At 44.3% G+C, this 19360-nt stretch carries 15 protein-coding genes; 7 read left to right on the forward strand and 8 right to left on the reverse strand.

Annotated elements, in window-relative coordinates; genetic code table 11:
- Positions 1-85: 85 nt before the first annotated feature.
- The gene (locus tag DLE54_RS09090) at positions 86-568 is read left to right on the forward strand and encodes a GAF domain-containing protein (protein ID WP_110816937.1); all 483 of its coding nucleotides are present in this window, start codon (positions 86-88) and stop codon (positions 566-568) included.
- A 77-nt stretch (positions 569-645) separates the two neighbouring features.
- Here DLE54_RS09090 and ykgO read toward each other — a convergent pair whose 3' ends face one another.
- Together ykgO and tgt are read right to left on the reverse strand one after the other, a co-directional pair.
- Positions 646-783 carry a type B 50S ribosomal protein L36 gene (gene ykgO, locus DLE54_RS09095; protein WP_011961143.1) on the reverse strand — a complete coding sequence of 46 codons (138 nt, stop codon included), beginning with the start codon at positions 781-783 and terminating at the stop codon, positions 646-648.
- Between the two features lie 245 nt (positions 784-1028).
- On the reverse strand, positions 1029-2180 hold the full coding sequence (gene tgt, locus DLE54_RS09100; protein WP_110816938.1) for a tRNA guanosine(34) transglycosylase Tgt: 1152 nt from the start codon (positions 2178-2180) through the stop codon (positions 1029-1031).
- Between the two features lie 437 nt (positions 2181-2617).
- Between tgt and DLE54_RS09110 the strand changes: the two genes are divergently transcribed.
- From DLE54_RS09110 to infA, 4 genes are all read left to right on the forward strand, one after another.
- Entirely contained in the window at positions 2618-3796 is a 1179-nt protein-coding gene (locus DLE54_RS09110) for a FimV/HubP family polar landmark protein (protein WP_110816940.1), read from the forward strand.
- Positions 3797-3890: 94 nt separating this feature from the next.
- Positions 3891-4976: an asparaginase gene (locus DLE54_RS09115; RefSeq protein ID WP_110816941.1), complete on the forward strand. Its 1086-nt coding sequence runs from the start codon at positions 3891-3893 to the stop codon at positions 4974-4976.
- 67 nt (positions 4977-5043) lie between these two features.
- Positions 5044-5952: a tRNA pseudouridine(38-40) synthase TruA gene (truA, locus tag DLE54_RS09120; protein ID WP_227535195.1), complete on the forward strand. Its 909-nt coding sequence runs from the start codon at positions 5044-5046 to the stop codon at positions 5950-5952.
- A 142-nt stretch (positions 5953-6094) separates the two neighbouring features.
- Positions 6095-6319 carry a translation initiation factor IF-1 gene (gene infA / locus DLE54_RS09125; RefSeq protein WP_011961149.1) on the forward strand — a complete coding sequence of 75 codons (225 nt, stop codon included), beginning with the start codon at positions 6095-6097 and terminating at the stop codon, positions 6317-6319.
- A gap of 177 nt (positions 6320-6496) precedes the next feature.
- Here infA and DLE54_RS09130 read toward each other — a convergent pair whose 3' ends face one another.
- From DLE54_RS09130 to leuC, 4 genes are all read right to left on the reverse strand, one after another.
- The gene (locus DLE54_RS09130; RefSeq protein WP_110816942.1) at positions 6497-7750 is read right to left on the reverse strand and encodes a L,D-transpeptidase family protein; all 1254 of its coding nucleotides are present in this window, start codon (positions 7748-7750) and stop codon (positions 6497-6499) included.
- A 232-nt stretch (positions 7751-7982) separates the two neighbouring features.
- Positions 7983-9086, reverse strand: coding sequence for a 3-isopropylmalate dehydrogenase (leuB, locus tag DLE54_RS09135; RefSeq protein ID WP_011961151.1), 1104 nt, complete (start codon positions 9084-9086; stop codon positions 7983-7985).
- 86 nt (positions 9087-9172) lie between these two features.
- Positions 9173-9823, reverse strand: a complete 651-nt coding sequence (gene leuD, locus DLE54_RS09140; protein WP_011961152.1) for a 3-isopropylmalate dehydratase small subunit — start codon at positions 9821-9823, stop codon at positions 9173-9175.
- A gap of 56 nt (positions 9824-9879) precedes the next feature.
- Positions 9880-11316: a 3-isopropylmalate dehydratase large subunit gene (gene leuC, locus DLE54_RS09145; protein ID WP_011961153.1), complete on the reverse strand. Its 1437-nt coding sequence runs from the start codon at positions 11314-11316 to the stop codon at positions 9880-9882.
- A 331-nt stretch (positions 11317-11647) separates the two neighbouring features.
- On the opposite strand from leuC, the gene DLE54_RS09150 reads away from it, so the two are divergent.
- Entirely contained in the window at positions 11648-12523 is an 876-nt protein-coding gene (locus tag DLE54_RS09150; RefSeq protein ID WP_011961154.1) for a LysR family transcriptional regulator, read from the forward strand.
- 463 nt (positions 12524-12986) lie between these two features.
- Positions 12987-14483, forward strand: a complete 1497-nt coding sequence (gene putP / locus DLE54_RS09155) for a sodium/proline symporter PutP (RefSeq protein ID WP_110816943.1) — start codon at positions 12987-12989, stop codon at positions 14481-14483.
- Between the two features lie 96 nt (positions 14484-14579).
- On the opposite strand, the gene DLE54_RS09160 is transcribed toward putP, so the two are convergent.
- Together DLE54_RS09160 and DLE54_RS09165 are read right to left on the reverse strand one after the other, a co-directional pair.
- Positions 14580-16133 carry a surface lipoprotein assembly modifier gene (locus DLE54_RS09160; RefSeq protein WP_110816944.1) on the reverse strand — a complete coding sequence of 518 codons (1554 nt, stop codon included), beginning with the start codon at positions 16131-16133 and terminating at the stop codon, positions 14580-14582.
- 326 nt (positions 16134-16459) lie between these two features.
- Complete coding sequence (locus tag DLE54_RS09165) at positions 16460-19282, reverse strand: transferrin-binding protein-like solute binding protein (RefSeq protein ID WP_110816945.1); 2823 nt, start codon at positions 19280-19282, stop codon at positions 16460-16462.
- Between the last annotated feature and the right edge of the window lie 78 nt (positions 19283-19360).

Raw genomic sequence — 19360 nt, forward strand, 5'->3', positions numbered from 1 at the left:
AATGATCACCGGCCACCATATCATCTGGTTATGCGTAAGTTTAGTTAATAATAAGCATTAATAATAAAATAGATAAGAGAATACTATGCAAGCAATAAACCCCATTGATCCCAATACCAACAAAGCCGAAAAGTATCAATTATTATTAAAACAAGCTGAAGCCATTGTCAGCAGTGAAAGTGATTTAATCGCTAATATGGCCAACCTAACGGCGTTGTTAAAAGACACCTTTAACTGGTTTTGGATTGGATTTTATCGGGTCGATAGCAGTGCCAATCAGCTCATTCTTGGTCCGTTTCAAGGTCCGCTGGCTTGCACCCGTATCCCGCATGGTAAGGGCGTATGTGGTGAGGTCTGGGCGACGGGTACCACTCAAATTGTTGATGATGTCAATGCGCATCCCAATCACATCGCCTGCTCCTCCCTATCACAGTCGGAGATTGTGGTACCGATAACAGATGAGGCGGGTGAGATTATCGCAGTATTAGATATTGATTCAGATACGTTAGCCACCTTTGATGAGGTCGATGGAGAGTATCTTCAGCAATTGGTTGACCTACTAAAATAGTATGTGGGTCGGCAATAGTATAGGGTCGGCACCGATAGTGCTGACCCTATTTTTTTATGTCATATAAAGCCGACTTGTCATTTCTTTTTTTTGCCTTGAACCGCTTTAAAGCGGCCATCTGTTTTATTAATCACAAACACCCGTCCACGACGACGCACCACTTGGCAATCAGGATGACGGTTTTTGGCAGATTTTAGTGAGCTTAAGACTTGCATGGCAGAATCCTTTTAGACAGTTTTAAATAGATAACAATAGATAAATAGGTTAAATAGGTTAAACAAATCGACTTTATATAATTATGTTATAACATAACATTAAAGATAGCAAAGGAAAATTGCCGGTTAGTATGAAAGCCACCCTTTTTTTGTATTGCTCCTCCTCTCTACAGATATAAAAATGCCCTCTAATCGTTAGATTAAAGAGCATGGGTATATCATTCAAAATTTAAGTGGTTTGTTATTTATTTGAGATCTAAAGGCGGCACATCCTGACCACGTCTGTGGTAAAAGTCCGCTACAAACTCATCAAATCTGTCTTCATCGATGGCATCACGAATGCCTTGCATTAAGCGCTGATAATAACGCAGATTATGAATGGTGGCCAGCTGAGCGCCGAGCATCTCTTTGCACTTATTTAAGTGATATAAATAAGCACGGCTAAAGTTTTGGCAGCAGTAGCAGTCACACTCTGGATCTAATGGGCCTTGATCTTCACGATATTGACTGTTTCTAATGCGTACAATGCCTTGGTTGTCTTCATTACCAGTGACAAAGTAATGTCCATTACGCGCGTTACGGGTAGGCATCACGCAGTCGAACATATCGACCCCGCGGCGTACCGCTTCTAAAACATCCTCAGGCTTGCCCACGCCCATTAGATAGCGAGGCTTATCGGCTGGCATAAGCTCTGGCATGTAATTTAAAACGCTGATCATCTCCTCTTTGGGCTCACCCACAGACAGACCACCAATAGCATAGCCATCAAAGCCAATCTCTAACAAGCCATCCATAGATTGACGACGCAGATCTTCATACATACTGCCTTGCACAATGCCGAACAGTGCATTGGTATTGCCCAATTTTTTGTGCTCATCGACGCAGCGTTGACCCCAACGTAGGGAGAGCTCAAGTGATTTTTGGGCTTCAGAATAAGTCGCTGGGTATGGCGTGCATTCATCAAACTGCATCACGATGTCTGAGTTTAATGAATACTGGATTTGCATTGATTTTTCAGGCGATAAAAACACTTTAGCCCCATCAATGGGCGACTTAAAGGCCACACCTTCTTCAGTAATCTTGCGCATGGCGCCCAGACTAAATACCTGAAAACCGCCTGAATCGGTCAAAATAGGCTTATTCCAGTTCATAAATTGATGTAGACCACCGAATTTATCAATCACTTCGGTGCCAGGACGCAGCCACAAGTGGAACGTATTACCAAGAATAATATCAGCGCCAATATCTTCAATATCACGAGGCAGCATGCCTTTGACTGTGCCATAAGTACCTACTGGCATAAAGGCTGGGGTTCTGATTTCACCGTGATTGACTGTCACAGTACCTCGGCGCGCACGAGACTCGCCCGCGGCTGTTTTATGTAGGGTAAATTGCATAGCATTAACTCAGAGTAATTAGGTTAAAAATAAGATAAACAAACAAAGGAGCGCTTAAGCTAAAAGAAGTTGTCATGCGATTGATTTGGGCTAACACAGGGGTTAGTTGAGATCGGCACTCGCCAATAGACGCAATTATAACATTGCTGGGATATTTGCGGGGCAGTTGCTCTGAGTTTTTTATTTCCCAAGGTTTAATACTGCCCATAAGTGATTTAATACTGCCAATAAGTAATGATATTAACAAAGCTGGCAGCCAAAACTGCATCCGGCTTATTTTAAAATTTGCTAGTAATCACAAGTTTACTTTGCTATAAAAGCAAGACGGCCTTTTATCAGACCTGATTAATTACAGGGGTCTATTTCCTTTTTTTTACTTTATAACATCGTCTGTCTGCTCTTGATAATGAGCCTATCAGTAAGGCGAGGAGTCTTCTATGAGCTTAAGAGTCATCATTGCCATTATTTTTATTCTGCTGATCGTCGTGCTGTTGTTAATTATGCTTCGTGGCCAACCCTCCTCAAAAAAATCACGCACAGTGACTCAAGATAAGAGCAAGGCTAATGCTCATACCACTAATGAAGAGGACACGTCTGTTGTCCAAAGCACAGCTGTTGATCGTACCAGCTTTGCCAGCAGTGCCTTACCGCAAAAGAACACCCCAAGCGGCCAAGCAGATGGCGTCATAGACCCCAGCCAAGATGCCGAGCACGCCGTACCTTCTAAACACACCCCCTTAGCAGAGCTGCCAGAGCAGACAGCCATAGAGGAGCCGTTATTAGTCGAAGCAGAATTGGCAGAGATGCTGGCCATCAGTGAGCAGTCAGAAGCGCTTGAGGTAGCGCAGTCTAAAGCGGATATCTTACAAGCAGATCCGGCCATAGCGTCCAAAAAATCAGCAATGACGCATGCTGCGGGTGAAGAACACGGAGACCAGCTGCCTACCAAATCCACTGAAGCAGTTAAGCCTGAAGCCATTGAACCTGAAGTAGTTAAACCTAAAGCAATTGAACCTAAAGCAATTGAACCTGAAGCAGTTGAACCTGAAGCAGTTGAACCTGAAGCAATTGAACCTGAATCAGTTAAACCTGAAGCAGTTAAACCTAAAGCCATTGAGCCTGAAGCAACTAAAATGGCCGAAGCCGTTGTTGAAAATCTACAACACACCAGCACACAAGAGCCTAAGCCCCATGCTGAACCTGCGTCTAAAGCCGAGCATGACGCTGTAACTTTAGCTGACCCCGAGCCAAAAGCCGCTGAAGTTACTGCAGCTGCCCCCTCTTCTACTGCGGCTAGTAAAAAGCCTGCACATAAATCACCTGCGATAAAAATTCAAAGCTATGAAGAGCGTCAAGCTGCTCTAAACAGCACACCGACACCTGCTACAGATGAGCTGCGCCAAGTGATGCGCTCACAACCCGACGCGTACAGTCTGCAGGGGTTTGATTTCGTTAAAGATATAGATGGCGCTAAGCTGACTTTAGATCTGGCAGAACAGTACATAGAATTGGGTGAGTACGACAGTGCCAAACGCTTATTGCAAGAAATTATTAATAGCTCGGCCAACCAAGCCCAAAAGGCAACTGCTGAGCAAATACTTGGCCAGCTTTACTGATCTGAATGTTAAGCCATTGGGTTTATAGCACGTCTATACTGCATTTATACTATGTTTATACCACTGCCATTAACTTATGAGACAACGACCTACCATGACCACACACATTAACACCACAGTCACCACCGACAACACCTCAGATCTGAATCAAGTCCAACTTATCTATGCCGGCGGTACTTTTGGTAGCTATGGCAAGCCGTTATCTGCACTGCCTGCTGATACCTTTCTGCCCCTACTTTTGGATAAAATATATCAAAACCTAACTTCAAAAATTGAGGTGTTGCCAAATACTTGTGTCAAAGACAGCAGTCAATTGTCACCGGCTGATTTGGCACATTTTTTTGAGCTGATTTTGATGCGTTATGCGCAGGGGTATCGTAAGTTTGTACTGATTACTGGTACTGATACCCTTAGTTATCTGGGGTCATTTTTGGCAGAAGCTTTCGCCGGTAGCGATTTGTGCCTAGCATTGACCGCCAGCATGCGCCCGCTATTTGATGCCAATGACATTCATAATTATCATATCGATGCACACAGTGATGCTTGGGGTAATTTATCAGAGGCCATCGGACTTGCCAGCCATGGCGAGCCTGGAGTTTCTATCACTTTTGCAGGTGAGTCTTGGCCGGCGCAAACCGTACAAAAAATCCATAGCCATGACCTCATGGCCTTCACCGGTCACCAACGCGCTGGCTATCCGGCCAACAGTTATCAAAAAATACTGCCTGCCACACGCCGTCATAACTGGATCGGGGACTCTCAGCACAAGCTGCCTGCTGTGTTAGAAGCTGCTAAAGACACCATCATTCCCACCCTCTACTGTGTCCCAAATAGTGCAGACTGGCTGGCCACTCAGTTAGATAATTTATTAAGCTTGCCGCCGACTGGGGTGATTTTAATGGGCTTTGGTGCAGGCAATATCCCTTATAGCGATAAGCTTGCTGCTACTATGGATACGGTAGCAGCACACGGCCATATCCTCGTTTGTACGACCCAGTGCCCTTATGGCGGAGTCAGTGAGGCTTATGCTGCTGGTAGCTGGCAATATGAGCACCAAGTGTTATCGGCCGGCAGACTGACCATTCCTGCTGTGTATGCCCGACTGCTGTGGTTACATCTGGCTTATGACACACCCGCCAGACGTCGTCAGCGCTGGCAATACAGCGTAAATAAGGCATAAACTTTGCCTAAAAATCTTTATAATGCCCCCTTTTTATCCTATTTTACCGACCAATTTGGCTTTACCCATGACGTTTACCCCCTCAGATCGAAGCGATACACAACTACCCACTGCCTCAAGTGATTTGCTTGAGACGACCACAGCACCCTCTAGTAGCACCCCTCAGCACCCTGCTCAAACCTATGCGCTAGGTGTTGAATTCAATGGCGCAAACTATCGGGGATGGCAGCGCCAGCAAGAGGTGTTGTGTGTACAGCAGGTACTCGAGGAGACACTGAGCAAAATTGCCAATGAGCCCATTGAAGTGGTAGCAGCCGGTCGTACAGATGCTGGCGTGCATGGCGGTAATATGCTGGCTCACTTCACCACTTCTGCCAAGCGCGGCATATATAATTGGCTGCGCGGTGCCAACAGTCTGCTGCCGGATGACATCGCCATTCGCTGGATTCAGCCTATGCCCGATACGTTTCATGCCCGCTTTGGCGCCATCGCCCGCCGTTACCGCTATATTACTCTCAATCAGCCGCAGCGCCCGGCGGTCCTCAATCACTTGGTAACCCACATTCATGAGCCCTTAGATTTGGCATTGATGCAGCAGGCCGCTGAGCATATCGTCGGCACCCATGACTTTAGCAGCTTTCGCGCCGCTGCCTGCCAATCTAAGCAGCCGGTACGCAATATTCATCATGCTAAGCTATTCAAGCATGGCGAGTTTATTGTGTTTGATATTCAGGCAGATGGCTTCTTGCATCACATGGTACGAAACCTGATGGGCACCTTGTTTGCCATTGGTAAAGGTGAGCTTCAACCTGAGGATTACTTACGGATTTTGCAGGCCAAAGACCGTACCATTGCCCCGCCGACAGCGCCGCCAGATGGGCTATATTTTATTAACGCCTATTACCCTGAGCCAATGCAAGCCCTACTACCAAAGGTGCCACTAGCACCGCAGTGGCTAAATCTGCCCGAACAATAAGCGCTCTAACCATCCATTAATAAGCAACTAGCAAATTCGACGTATTTTATCAAGTGATACCACAACAAAATTTGCTTAATCAGCGGATGTTGCGTATAATAACGACCTACAATTCTATTTGAACGGGTTAACCCAAATAATTATGGCAAAAAAAGACGACATTATTGAATTTGAAGGCGAAGTCATTGACACCCTTCCAAACACACTTTTTAAAGTGCGCCTAGAAAATGGACATGAAATCATTGCCCATATTTCAGGTAAGATGCGCAAACATTACATCCGTATCTTAACCGGTGATAAAGTTAAAGTTGAAATGACGCCATACGACTTGACCAAAGGTCGTATTACTTACCGTGGTAAAACCTAATTTATAGGTTTTATTTAGTGCTCGCGACAGGTTGAGTGTGGAGTAGATATCAGTCATCTAACCCTCTCAATAAAAAGACCGCTCCTTACAGAGCGGTCTTTTTTGTGGCTAAAGCCTACCGTTTAGACGGATTGACTTGTACGTCAATTCAGCTACATCAATATAAATATAGCCTATTTATTTAAACTCAACTGTCGCGCCATTTTCAATGGTATTTAATAATGCCATAGCGTCCCAGTTGGTTAGGCGGATACAACCGGCGGAGGCTTGACGACTGATGCGCTCAGGATCCGGTGATCCATGAATGCCGTAAGAGGGTTTATCCAGTCCAATCCACACCCGGCCAACAGGATTATTAGGTCCAGGAGGCAAGACGGTCTGCTTGCCATCGGCATCGGTATGGGTGTAGTTGGGATCACTTACCTTAACTTTTACTTTATGGGTACCGGTGGGTGAAGGCGTTGCCGTACTGCCTACGGTTGTGGGATAGCTGGCCACCAGTTTATTGTCTTTGTCATAAGCATATAAGGTCTGCTGGTTTTTATCTGCCACTACCCGACTAATGGCTTTTGTATTGGCGCGGCCGGGGTTATAAACGGTCAAAGTTTCCCCAGTGACAAATTTTGCATTGGGATTGAGCTGTTTAAGATAGCTGACACTCATATGGAATTTTTCACCCAATGCTTCAGGAATGCTTTCATAATACAGCCCTTCAAGTTTAGACTTGGCTTCTACCCCAGCTGGTATCGTGGTGGTCTTAATATTGACATCTGAATCTTTTAGCGTATAGCTAATCAATACCGGTTTTTGCCCAAGATTGTCATTTTGTCCTGACCCTTTTAACAAAGCCTCCCAAGTTTTTTGATCCAAAGTATCCGTGACGGGTAACCCCTGGGCCTGCTGAAAAGCTTGCATCGCTTTTTGGGTGTTTTTGCCCCAATAGCCATCGACAGCACCGACACCATGTTGATTCCAGTTTAATAACGCCTGTACTTTGGTGCCCACAGCCTGAGTCATCTTCACGCCCGGCTTCCACTCGCTACTGTTGACCTGCTTTGCCATGGCCGATAAGCTGGTATCTTTTGCCGCATTAGCGGCAGCATCTGATTGAGCAGTGGCTTGGGTAGCCGCTGATTCACTGGTAGTGGGGCCTGATGCCTCTACATTAGCGTCACTTTGAGCGTCATCAGAAGCTTGCGCCATGTCCTCTTCATTATCTAAATCATCAGTCTGTGTATCCTCAGCTAAGGCTTGATCTGCAGCAGATTCAGACATACTGGTTACTTGTGGCGGTGTGTTAGTATTTGATTGTACAACATCATTATCAGCTTGAGCATAGGCCACTACAGGCAATGTCAACGCCGCTAATATGGCCACAGTGAGTGTTTTTAACGTTGCCTGTTTTAAACTATTTGTTGAGGGGATAAGCATTTATGTGCCTCTTTTTTCTTATTGTTGGTTTTATTTTATAAGCTATTAATATACAACCTAAGTGCTTATAAATGAACGGCTTAAGCGTTATGTTATGCAAAGTTATGTATATCTAAAGCCTCGCCAATTCCTCAAAATCCAATAAAAAAAGACCCGAATCCGAAGATTCGAGTCTACTGATTAGGGCTAAGTTAGTCTAACTGTTATTTAACTTAGCTTATCTGATTTTGGCTTAGCTTAGCTTGGCCAATACTGCCTCACCCATTTGTTTACAGCCTACCAAGGTTAAGCCTGTTTCATCAGCATCCATAATATCACCCGTACGCAAGCCATCATCTAGCACATCGCTTACAGCTTGCTCAATTGCCGCAGCAGAAGCTTCATGCTTAAAGGTGTAACGCAGCATCATAGCAACCGATAAGATGGTGGCTAAGGGGTTGGCTTTGTCTTGACCAGCAATGTCTGGTGCACTGCCGTGGCAAGGCTCATACATGCCTTTACCATGCTCATCTAAGCTCGCTGATGGCAACATACCGATAGAGCCAGTCAACATGGCGGCCTCATCCGATAAGATATCGCCAAACATATTACCCGTCACCATCACATCAAACTGCTTGGGATTTTTTACCAATTGCATACAGGCATTATCGGCATACATATGGCTTAAGTCCACGTCGCTATAGTCAGCCTGTTGCAGCTTAATCATGGTCTGCTTCCAAAGCTCCGTGACCTCTAACACATTGGCTTTGTCCACTGAACATACTTTGGCGGGTGTGCCATTGGCTTTAGCACGCACTTGCGCCAAATCAAAGGCCACTTTACCAATACGCTCAATCTCAGAGGTCTTATACACCATGGTGTTGTAACCTTGCTGTTCGCCATTGTCTAAGGTGCGAATACCGCGTGGCTCCCCAAAATAAATACCACCCGTCAGCTCACGCACGATAAGCAAGTCTAGACCTGAGATGATTTCCGGCTTTAAGCTTGAGGCATTAGCCAGCTGAGGGTACAGCTTGGCCACCCGTAAGTTGGCAAACAAACCTAGCTCACTGCGAATTTTTAATAGACCACGCTCAGGACGAATACTGCGCTCAATCCCATCCCATTTAGGCCCACCCACAGCACCTAATAATACCGCATCTGCCGCACGGGCTTTCGCCAAAGTTTCATCAGGCAGTGGCACGCCAGCATTATCGATAGCGATACCGCCGATATCTGCCGTCTCCAAGCTTAAACCTAAGTCAAACTTGTCATTTACAGCTTCTAATACAGCCACAGCCTGAGTCATAATTTCAGGGCCAATGCCATCGCCAGCTAGGGTTAAAACGGTTGCCATAGTTGTTATTCCTAAGTTTTTATCAAATAAATTGTAATGAGCTATCGATTACGCCATCAAATGAAGTCGCGGATAAGGCCTATTGATTAGGCGCGTACTTCTTTAAAAATCCAAGGCGTATTTTGCTGCATTTTGGCCTCATAAGCTTTGATCGCCTCGCTTTGCTGTAAAGTAAGACCGATATCATCGAGACCATTTAACAAACAGTGCTTACGAAACTCATCAACCTCAAACGGATACTCTGTGCCGTCAGGGGTGACGACCACTTGACGCTCAAGGTCAGCGGTTAACTCATAGCCTTCGTTGGCAAGGCATTGCTCGAACAAGTCGTCAACTTGCGCTTCGGTCAATACAATGGGCAACATACCATTTTTAAAGCAGTTGTTATAGAAGATATCGGCAAAGCTTGGGGCAATTACGGTGCGAAAGCCATACTCTGATAAAGCCCAAGGTGCATGTTCACGGCTTGAGCCACAGCCGAAGTTATCACGGGCCAGCAAAATAGTTGCACCTTGATAGCGCGGTTTATTAAGCACAAAATCAGGATTAATCGGACGCTTAGAGTTGTCTTGGCCTGGGAAGCCTTCATCCAGATAGCGCCAATCATCAAATAAATTGACGCCAAAACCTGTGCGTTTGATAGATTTTAAAAACTGCTTTGGGATAATCTGATCGGTATCCACATTCGAGCGATCAAGGGGGCATACGATGCCAGTTTGGGTATTATAAGCTTGCATTAGAGGTTCCTTAACATAGGGTATCTGATAAAACGGAGTATGGCCTTAATCACTGATTAAAAGCTTCGCACATCCACAAAATGACCGGCTAAGGCCGCCGCCGCCGCCATTGCTGGGCTAACTAAGTGGGTGCGACCACCATTGCCCTGACGACCCTCAAAGTTACGGTTTGAGGTTGAGGCGCAGTGTTCTTGTGGCTCAAGCTTATCAGCATTCATGGCCAAACACATTGAGCAGCCAGGCTCACGCCATTCAAATCCTGCCTCAATAAACAACTTATCTAATCCCTCTTGCTCCGCTTGCTGTTTTACCTGGCCCGAGCCGGCAACCACGATGGCTTCTTTAACGTTGGCTGCCACTTTACGGCCTTTAATCACCGATGCCGCTGAGCGCAAGTCTTCAATACGAGAGTTGGTACACGAGCCAATAAAAATACGATCAAGCTTGATATCGGTAATCGGCTGGCCTTGCTCAAGACCCATATATTGATAAGCACGCTCCCATGCCTCAGCCTGCACCTCATCTTTTGCCTGAGCTAACGTTGGAACATATTGAGTCACATCCACCACCATCTCAGGTGACGTGCCCCAAGACACTTGCGGGGCAATGTCACTGGCATCTAGCTCAACAATCGCATCAAAATGTGCGCCCTCATCTGAGTGCAAGGTATTCCAGTACTCAACCGCTTGATCCCACTGCTCACCTGTTGGTGCAAAAGGACGGCCTTTGACATATTCGATGGTGGTCTCATCCACACCAACCATGCCCACACGAGCACCAGCTTCTATGGCCATGTTACACACAGTCATACGGCCTTCCATGCTCATGTTTTCAAATACCTCACCAGCAAACTCAATGGCATAACCGGTACCGCCTGCCGTACCAATCTTAGCAATAATGGCCAACACCACATCTTTGGCAGTCACGCCAGCGCCTAGCTCACCATTGACACGGATCAACATATTTTTAGATTTTTTCTGAACCAAGCACTGAGTGGCCAACACGTGTTCGACTTCAGAGGTACCAATACCATGAGCCAAACAGCCTAAAGCGCCATGCGTTGCCGTATGTGAATCACCACATACCACGGTCATGCCTGGCAATACCAAGCCTTGCTCTGGGCCTACTACGTGTACGATACCTTGACGCACATCGTTGATGGTAAACTCTGCAATATTAAACTTAACGCAGTTGTCATCCAACGTTTTGACCTGCAAGCGAGACACTTCATCTTTAATACCACTGACGCCTTCAAGACGCTCTTTGCGCACTGTAGGTACGTTATGATCAGGCGTCGCAATATTGGCTGATAGACGCCAAGGTTCACGATTGGCCAGCGCTAAACCTTCAAAAGCTTGCGGGCTAGTCACTTCATGCAACAAGTGGCGGTCAATATAAATTAGACTTGAACCGTCATCACGTTGACTGACCAAGTGCGCATCCCAAAGTTTGTCATAAAGTGTTTTTGCAGTCGTTATCGTTATTGCTGACATGGAAAGTATCCTTGCTGGCTTATAAAATTAAGCTCTAAATAAAAAAATCATTAATAAAAAAGGTATAAAGCGCAAGAACATTGCACCGTTGATAGCCGCTTAACTTGTGGCGCAATTGGCCCCTCAAGGTCATTTAATCAGATTTAGCCTCTCAATATTATATATAATAATAACATTGGCTTTATAAGCGCTAAATGAGTGCAACATAACCTGCCTTATCTATTGAGATTATAACAGCTTAGTTATATAATAATAATTGATGATTTTTATCATAAAGCAAACTTTATATTATACTTAAACTTTTAACCCTTTTGATAGTTTTAGGCTGACCATGAATACCACAAATTTGACCACCTTTATCACTGTAATGCAAACGGGCAGTATTTCGGGCGCGGCTGAAAAACTTTTTATCACCCAACCTGCTGTCAGTAAGCGCATAAAAAACCTTGAAGATGAGTTTAAGGTTACCTTATTTGATACCTTAGGTCGTGGTATCGTGCCCACCGCTGCTGCTAATGAGCTACTGCCGCACGCCAAGCGCTGGCTGGATGATTACGATAACTTCAAGATCAATATCCAAAACTCTCAGCAAACCATTTCGGGAAAACTGGTCATTGGTACCAGTCACCATATTGGTCTTCATCACCTATCTCCAGTACTAAAACAGTTTATCCAGACCTATCCGTCTGTGCAGCTAGAGGTGCACTTTGTGGACTCAGAAGCGGCACACAAAGCGGTGTTGGATGGTGAGCTGTCATTGGCCTTTTTGACCCTGCCCCCTGTGTATGACAAACGCCTGACTTATCATACACTTTGGTCAGACCCCCTGTTTTTTGTGACGGGAACCTTGTCGCCTTTAGCACAAAAATCCAATGTCACCTTAGAGCAACTGGCACACTACTCAGCCATCTTGCCGGCAGCCAATACGTTCACCAGTCAGATTACTTTGGCAGAGTTTGCCAAACAAAACCTAAAACCGTATGCCACCATGACTACCAACCCTCTAGAGTCTATTCGTATGCTGGTATCGGTCGGTCTAGGTTGGTCAGTATTACCGCAAACCTTGATCAACCACGAGTTGGCCTACGTTGATATGGCAAAGGATTTAGAATTACAGCGGCATCTTGGGGTGGTCATCAACCCAAGCTTAACCCGCTCAGCCAGTGTTGATGCGTTAATGCAAATGCTGGCACCTATTAGCTCATAAGTAACTAATAAGTAGCCAATAAGCCCCCTTCTTAATTCATTTGCCGCTTTAATTTATTTGCCGCTTTATTGAGCTAATCAGTTAGCGTGCCACTTTTAGCCTCCTATGTGCTTTCTGCCAGCGACTGTAATCAGTCGCTGGCGGTGGCAGTCAACCTTATGTTAATTGTTTTTGTGAATTACGTTCGTAATCGCCTTTTTTTTACTTTATAATGCACTTATATTGCCAAAAGTTAATGGAGCGTAACCTATGCGTTGTGAATACTGAGCTGTTTATCCATTAATAGATTATTATTGGTTTTTGCACAGCAGTTTTCAGGGCATAAAGTTTAAATAAAAAAACTTTTACCTTATTACCTTAACTTTTGTTGATACTCTTTTAGTTTTTATAAAAAAACCATTATGATACCAATACCATAATGGTTTTTTTGTGCTTAAAAAACATATTACATAAGGATTTTGTTATGAATGGAATTGAACCTGGCGTGCTCATCTCGCTCGCCCTCTACTTTTTACTGATGATTGCCATCGGTATTTGGGCCTATTTTAAGGCCGAAAACGACTCAGAAGGCTATATGCTGGGCGGTCGTAACTTAAGCCCAGGGGTTGCCGCCTTATCTGCAGGCGCCTCAGATATGTCAGGTTGGCTATTATTAGGCCTACCCGGCTACATGTACAGCTCAGGTGTGGTTAGTATCTGGATTGCTTTAGGCTTAACCCTCGGCGCCTTTGCGAACTATCTCTTAGTGGCCCCAAGACTGCGTGTCTATACAGAGGTCGCTGACAACGCCATCACCCTGCCCGATTATTTCGCCAACCGTTTTGAAGACAAGTCTCACCTGCTTCGTGTCATCTCAGCCATCGTTATTATTTTATTCTTTACCGTGTATACTGCAGCCAGCTTAGCCGGCGGTGGTAAATTATTCGACAGCGCCCTAGGCATGTCTTATAGCACAGGCCTGTGGGTAACGGCAGGTGTGGTTGTGGCCTATACCTTATTCGGTGGCTTCTTAGCAGTTTCGACCACGGATTTTGTGCAAGGCGTCATTATGCTATTGGCGATGATTATTGTACCTGTCGTGGCCTTTACAGATTTAGGCGGTGTGGGTGCCACAACCACAGCCATTCGCAATATTGACCCCCAAATGCTTAACATCTTTAGCGGCATGAGCTTTTTAGGCATTTTGTCATTGATGGCATGGGGTTTAGGCTATTTTGGTCAGCCACACATTATCGTACGCTTCATGGCGATTCGTTCAGTAAAAGACGTGCCAACTGCCCGTAGAATTGGTATGAGCTGGATGATTGTCAGCTTAATCGGGGCATTAATGACAGGCTTTGCTGGCCGTGCTTATGTCCAAAAAACTGCCATGACCTTAGATGATCCAGAGACCATCTTCTTAGTATTCACTAACTTCTTATTCCATCCTTTAGTCTCAGGCTTCTTGTTAGCAGCGATTTTAGCCGCCATTATGAGTACCATATCCTCACAGTTACTGGTAGTGTCAAGCTCTCTAACCCGTGATGTATATAAATTATTCTTTGATAGACAGGCCCCAGAAGCACGTCAAGTATTGGTAGGTCGTATCTCTGTTGTCGTGGTAGCTTTGGTATCTATTTTCTTAGCTTCCGACCCTGACAGCTCAGTATTATCGCTTGTGTCTAACGCATGGGCAGGCTTTGGTGCTGCCTTTGGTCCGTTGGTTATTATTAGCTTAATGTGGAAACGTATGAACCGTAATGGTGCGCTGGCAGGTATGATTGTCGGTGCCCTAACCGTGATTATTTGGGTCTATGCAGGCATACAAACTTCTGATGGCGTCGCTTTAAATGACTGGTTATATGCCATTATCCCAGGCTTTATTTTAAGCTCTATTGCTATTGTGGTCGTCAGCTTAGCCACTGCTGCACCAAGTGCCAAAATTCAAGCCAAATTTGAAGAGATGGAAACCAATCTATAACCATAGCCTCACTTCAAACCACACTTCATCAACACCAAAGACCTCGCATGATGCGAGGTCTTTTTTGTCTAGAGATAAATGTATTTTACCTGCCCGCTAGAAAGTCTTAGTAAATAAAATGGTGGCTGTTTTGTCATCACGGTCATCATAGTATTTGAAGTTACTTGAGGTCTTCTCATAATCAAATACCAAGCGTGGGGTTAAGCCTAGTACCGTCAAATCACGCTTCCAAACTTGCAACCCTAAGGAGCTGGTTTTGTCTTTGCGATGGGTATCATTGCCCTCTACGCGATAAGTTCGGTAAAAGAAATCTGCGATATCATCTGAAGGCTTATCATAGTCTTTAATAGCATAGCTTGCTGAGGCTAAAGTAGAGATACCTTGGTTCCATTCACGCCCCCAGCCCACGTTTACTGAATTTCTATCATAACTTAAGAAGCTGGTCTTATCGACATCGTTTTTATAGCTACCCAAACCACCATAAAAATACTCGTTGGCATCTTTAATATATAGACCATTGACCCCTAAAAACAGGCCATCTGCTTCACGCAGATCTTTGTCATCATCATCTATGGTTTCATTAGAGTACATACCTGTTGCCGTCAGCTTGAGCTTTGGCTGTACCCAACGTGAGCCACTAAGCGTCACCCCCTTTCGCCAGCTATACGGCTCTTCCCCATAAAAGCGCTTGGTCACAAAAGGACTAATAGACACATCATTTTTGGCATCATCGTAACCCAAGGCTGTCGAGGCTGTGACCAGATAATCATTATACTCACTATTATCCCAATAGCCTCTTAGTGAGGCATTACCACCCACTTCAGCATAAAAGTTTTTGTCTAGGTTAATACGTTTACTCGCACTTCCTGATACCTGCAAACCTTTGCCGGATTCAGGCTTACTTGTGGCACCTAATTGAGCATCTACAATTTGCCTTTCAGGTACCCCATTTAAGTTCTTATCATAAACATAGCTGGCAGAAGCACTAAAGCGCCACTGCTCCTGCTCTTTGATGCGCTCAATTAAGCGATCAACATTGGCCATTACCGGTGGTGGAATATCCGCGCCACGCAGCTTCTGCAACTGGTCTGCAGCAGCGGTATACTGCTTATCAGCATACAACGCTTGGGCCATATTAAGACGCACTGGATGAAAGTCAGGGTTGTCTGCCAACATGTCTTTATATATCGCAATAGCTTTTTTGTTTTGTCCTTCACTACGATATACCAAGGCATCAGCGAACTTAATTAGCATGGGATCATTAACTTCTAATGCCCTATAATATGGGAGCAGCTCTTTAACAGTGGCCATATCCTGCGCTGCCAATGCGGCATTTAAAAACTTTGTAAAAGTTACATGGTCCGCTTTTAAAGCCTCTAAATCATAGCCTTGTATAGATTGAACTTTTTTGCGCTCATCTAGTGCTTTTTGTGCTTCTTGCTTAGATACGGTTGCTGTTGGTACGTTCGTGCCTAAGGTAATATCTTGGCGCTCACGTTTAATTAATTCATCTGCCTGGTCATTATTGTCTCTAGTCTCCTCGATAAATCCAGGAGGAATATCGTCAGCCGCATAGACCAGAGGACTATAAACTGCGCTGAGCAATAAGGTAGAAGTGGTGAGGGTTCTTAAGAGGTGCGAATGTGTCATAGTTATCCCTAACAGTGTTACTAAAATCCAATATTCAGTCTATTTTCTATAATTAAAGCCAAGTCCGCTTTAGTATACCTGTGTTCCTATCGAGGTATGCTGAGTCATACGACAGTAAATAATTGAGATATAAACAGTAGTCACTCATTTGACATTAAAGAGATTTCAATATTTACCAAAGTATTTTACTAACTTAACTATAAGATAATAATGATAATTTTGCGAGAAAAAAAAGCGCCTAATTAGGCGCTTTTTCTTACTATAGTGTTTAAAATAGTTAATTGAGCTTGCTTGAATTTTATAAAGATAACAAAAGTCTGCTTACTTTACTGTTTTTCAGCTCCGAATGTACCTTGGAAACGAGTTCCTGTACCAGGTAAGTCGCCTTTACCACCTTCGATTGCCGCATCTTGATAGATACCACCTAAGAATTTAGCATCTTCACCGTAGAAGCCACCAGCAGTATCGATACCATTAACATTACCTGCAAAGGTATTACCATCGATGGTCGCTTCAATGCCAATCTTATTACCTTCTGGCATATATTTGAAGTTACCGTCAAAGGCAAGCTCACCTTTCACTGAGTTATTCACAAAGTCAACATCGAAGGCTGATGTGCCTTCCACAGGAGCTGTATTTGCATTATCTCCTAAATGGATATTTTCGATATAGGTCGCTACTCCTGTATACTGAGCCTTACCTTCATTGATATCTTTCAACCTATCCATTGCCTCTGTAGCAGTTAAGTACCCCTGGACATAGACGTTAGTAGCTCGAGATACCTCTCCTGCAGCAGAGTCAAAGTTACCGTAAACGTGACCTACTTGCATTTGACTGTCAAAGTTTTCGTAAACAGATTTATAATTAAATGTAGGGTTAAAACTACCTTTTCCAGCATCAACCTTCACACTACCTGATTGCTTTAGTGATACGTCAATAGGCTTAAGCACCGAGTCAGGCTTCACCATATCAGCACGTACCACGCCTTTATCAAAACTCTTGAAATTGTCGCCTTTACGATTATCTACTGGTACTAAACTACCATCTTTATCTACTGTAGTGGTAAAGTCAGACTGATCATCACGAATAGCCACATAACCCACAGCATTATCGAGTTTACCTAGGCCAAACGGTAGTGTTTTTTCCTTGCTACTTAGCGTCGTAGACTGGAAGCCCGTCATATCCGACTCAACCGTAGGCAGCTCTGGCTCACTTGGTGCATTCGAGCCCCTAGTCTCTACTTTACTGGCGCCAAACGTCCCTTGGAATGTAGTCCCCTCACCCTTTTTCTTAGCGACTCCACCTGTGGTTAGAGCTTGTTGATAAACTCCGCCCAAAAGCTTAGCATCCTCACCATAAAAACCGCCTGCAGTATCAATATTATTTAGATTACCAGCAAAGGTATTACCAGTAATATCCGCTTTAATCTTGATCTTATTGCCTTCTGGCATATACTTATAGGCACCAGCATTAAACGCTAGCTCCCCTTCAAGATTGGCATTGATAAAATCAACATCAAATGTAGAGGTACCATCAACTACAGGTCCAGCACGCTTCTCATCTTTTAAGTGCAGGTTCTCCATATAAGTGGCAACACCCTTATACTCAACCTTACCGTCATTAAGCTCACTGTCTACCTTATATTGAGCCAAATCTTTCATGTACTGCATGTCCGTAAGGTTGGTAGCATTACCTTGAACATGGACGTTAGACAAGCGACCTGGAGTGATGATTGTCCAGCGAACTTTAGGATCCCCTAGGACATGACCAATTTGCATTTCGCCATCGAAATCTTTATAGATAGACTGATATTCAAAATCTCTTCTTAAAATTGGTCCGAGCTCAATCAATGTCTCATCTGTATGCTGCTTAAAGCCGTTGCCATAGCTGGCGTCTTCACTACCCGTTAAGTTCACACCCACTGCTGCATAGTATTCTCGTGAATCAGTTTCATTAGCTCGAATAGACAACTGATCATAGCTGCCTGTCTTATTATCACGAATAGCACCGTAGTGTATGCTTGGGCCGATTAAGTTATCATTACTTAATGCACTGCTGTGAAAGCCAGTAACATTCGAATCAACTGCAACATCAGGATTGGCTACAGGGTCGAGCGTCTTAGTAGTTTTACTTGCGCCAAAGGTGCCTTGGAACGTGGTTCCCTCACCTGGTGCACTACCCTCTCCTCCAGGTGTTAACGCTTGCTGATAAATACCGCCTAACAGACGTCCATCCTCTCCAAAGAAGCCACCCGCAGTATCAATACCATTGCTATTACCTTTAAAAGTATTGCCGGTTATACCCGCTTTAATACCGATTTTGTTTCCTTCAGGCATATACTTGTAGTCACCATCTTGGAAACTAAGCGTCCCTTCAAGCAAAGCTTTGACAAAATCAACGTTAAATTCAGAGGTACCATTCACAACAGGGCTACTTTGCTGACCATCCTTAAGATGTAAATTCTCCATATAGGTCGCATCACCTGTGTACTGAACCAGTCCTTCACTTAGATTGGTATCTTGATGATGCTTTGCCCAGCCTTGTAAGAACTCAATATCTGCCTCATCTGTGGCATTCCCTTGTACGTAGACATTCGATAAACGATATTCATCGACGTTTATTAGCGGAGCTTTTAGGTCACCATGAACATGACCAATTTGCATTTGATCATCGAAGTTCTTGTAGGTGGTGGTGTAATCCATACGGCGCTTTCGTGGAGCGATACCTGCTGAGTCTTGCCCTACTACTTCAGTGAATCCAGAATGCTGCTTAAAGCCATTCTCCAAGTCACTGTCATTTGCACCCGTTAGTTGAATATCAATAGGACCCTGCTTGGCCATTTTTGAAGCAACTTTATCGGCTCGAACGGCTATTTGATTATAGCTATTAGAATTATTTTCTAAAATTTCAGTGTAGCGAATACTGGTACCTAGACCAGACTTGCCAATGGCGTTGCTCTGGACTCCTGTTAAATTAGATTGAGCAGCAACATCAGGATTGGTAGGTGTGTTTTGCTTAGTACTTGTGCCTGCATAGGCTGATACTGAAGCGAAAATAAAAGAGGTTAATAAGACAACGCTTGGTTTTAAAGGGGTATTCAATTTTTTAGCTGAAGACACAACCAAATTTGAATGACAGTGAAGTGACATTCGACTTCCTCCATGAAGATAAAAATACATTCCAATTTTGTTACTATAACTTAATAAGTGACAACAAATACTTATATT

The sequence above is a fragment of the Psychrobacter sp. YP14 genome (assembly GCF_003209315.1).
GTDB lineage: Bacteria > Pseudomonadota > Gammaproteobacteria > Pseudomonadales > Moraxellaceae > Psychrobacter > Psychrobacter raelei.

Bases quoted from the DNA above. Each gene is read 5' to 3' on its own strand.
- DLE54_RS09090 (WP_110816937.1), top strand. From the start codon at position 86: ATGCAAGCAATAAACCCCATTGATCCCAATACCAACAAAGCCGAAAAG.
- ykgO (WP_011961143.1), bottom strand. From the start codon at position 783: ATGCAAGTCTTAAGCTCACTAAAATCTGCCAAAAACCGTCATCCTGAT.
- tgt (WP_110816938.1), bottom strand. From the start codon at position 2,180: ATGCAATTTACCCTACATAAAACAGCCGCGGGCGAGTCTCGTGCGCGC.
- DLE54_RS09110 (WP_110816940.1), top strand. From the start codon at position 2,618: ATGAGCTTAAGAGTCATCATTGCCATTATTTTTATTCTGCTGATCGTC.
- DLE54_RS09115 (WP_110816941.1), top strand. From the start codon at position 3,891: ATGACCACACACATTAACACCACAGTCACCACCGACAACACCTCAGAT.
- truA (WP_227535195.1), top strand. From the start codon at position 5,044: ATGACGTTTACCCCCTCAGATCGAAGCGATACACAACTACCCACTGCC.
- infA (WP_011961149.1), top strand. From the start codon at position 6,095: ATGGCAAAAAAAGACGACATTATTGAATTTGAAGGCGAAGTCATTGAC.
- DLE54_RS09130 (WP_110816942.1), bottom strand. From the start codon at position 7,750: ATGCTTATCCCCTCAACAAATAGTTTAAAACAGGCAACGTTAAAAACA.
- leuB (WP_011961151.1), bottom strand. From the start codon at position 9,086: ATGGCAACCGTTTTAACCCTAGCTGGCGATGGCATTGGCCCTGAAATT.
- leuD (WP_011961152.1), bottom strand. From the start codon at position 9,823: ATGCAAGCTTATAATACCCAAACTGGCATCGTATGCCCCCTTGATCGC.
- leuC (WP_011961153.1), bottom strand. From the start codon at position 11,316: ATGTCAGCAATAACGATAACGACTGCAAAAACACTTTATGACAAACTT.
- DLE54_RS09150 (WP_011961154.1), top strand. From the start codon at position 11,648: ATGAATACCACAAATTTGACCACCTTTATCACTGTAATGCAAACGGGC.
- putP (WP_110816943.1), top strand. From the start codon at position 12,987: ATGAATGGAATTGAACCTGGCGTGCTCATCTCGCTCGCCCTCTACTTT.
- DLE54_RS09160 (WP_110816944.1), bottom strand. From the start codon at position 16,133: ATGACACATTCGCACCTCTTAAGAACCCTCACCACTTCTACCTTATTG.
- DLE54_RS09165 (WP_110816945.1), bottom strand. From the start codon at position 19,282: ATGTCACTTCACTGTCATTCAAATTTGGTTGTGTCTTCAGCTAAAAAA.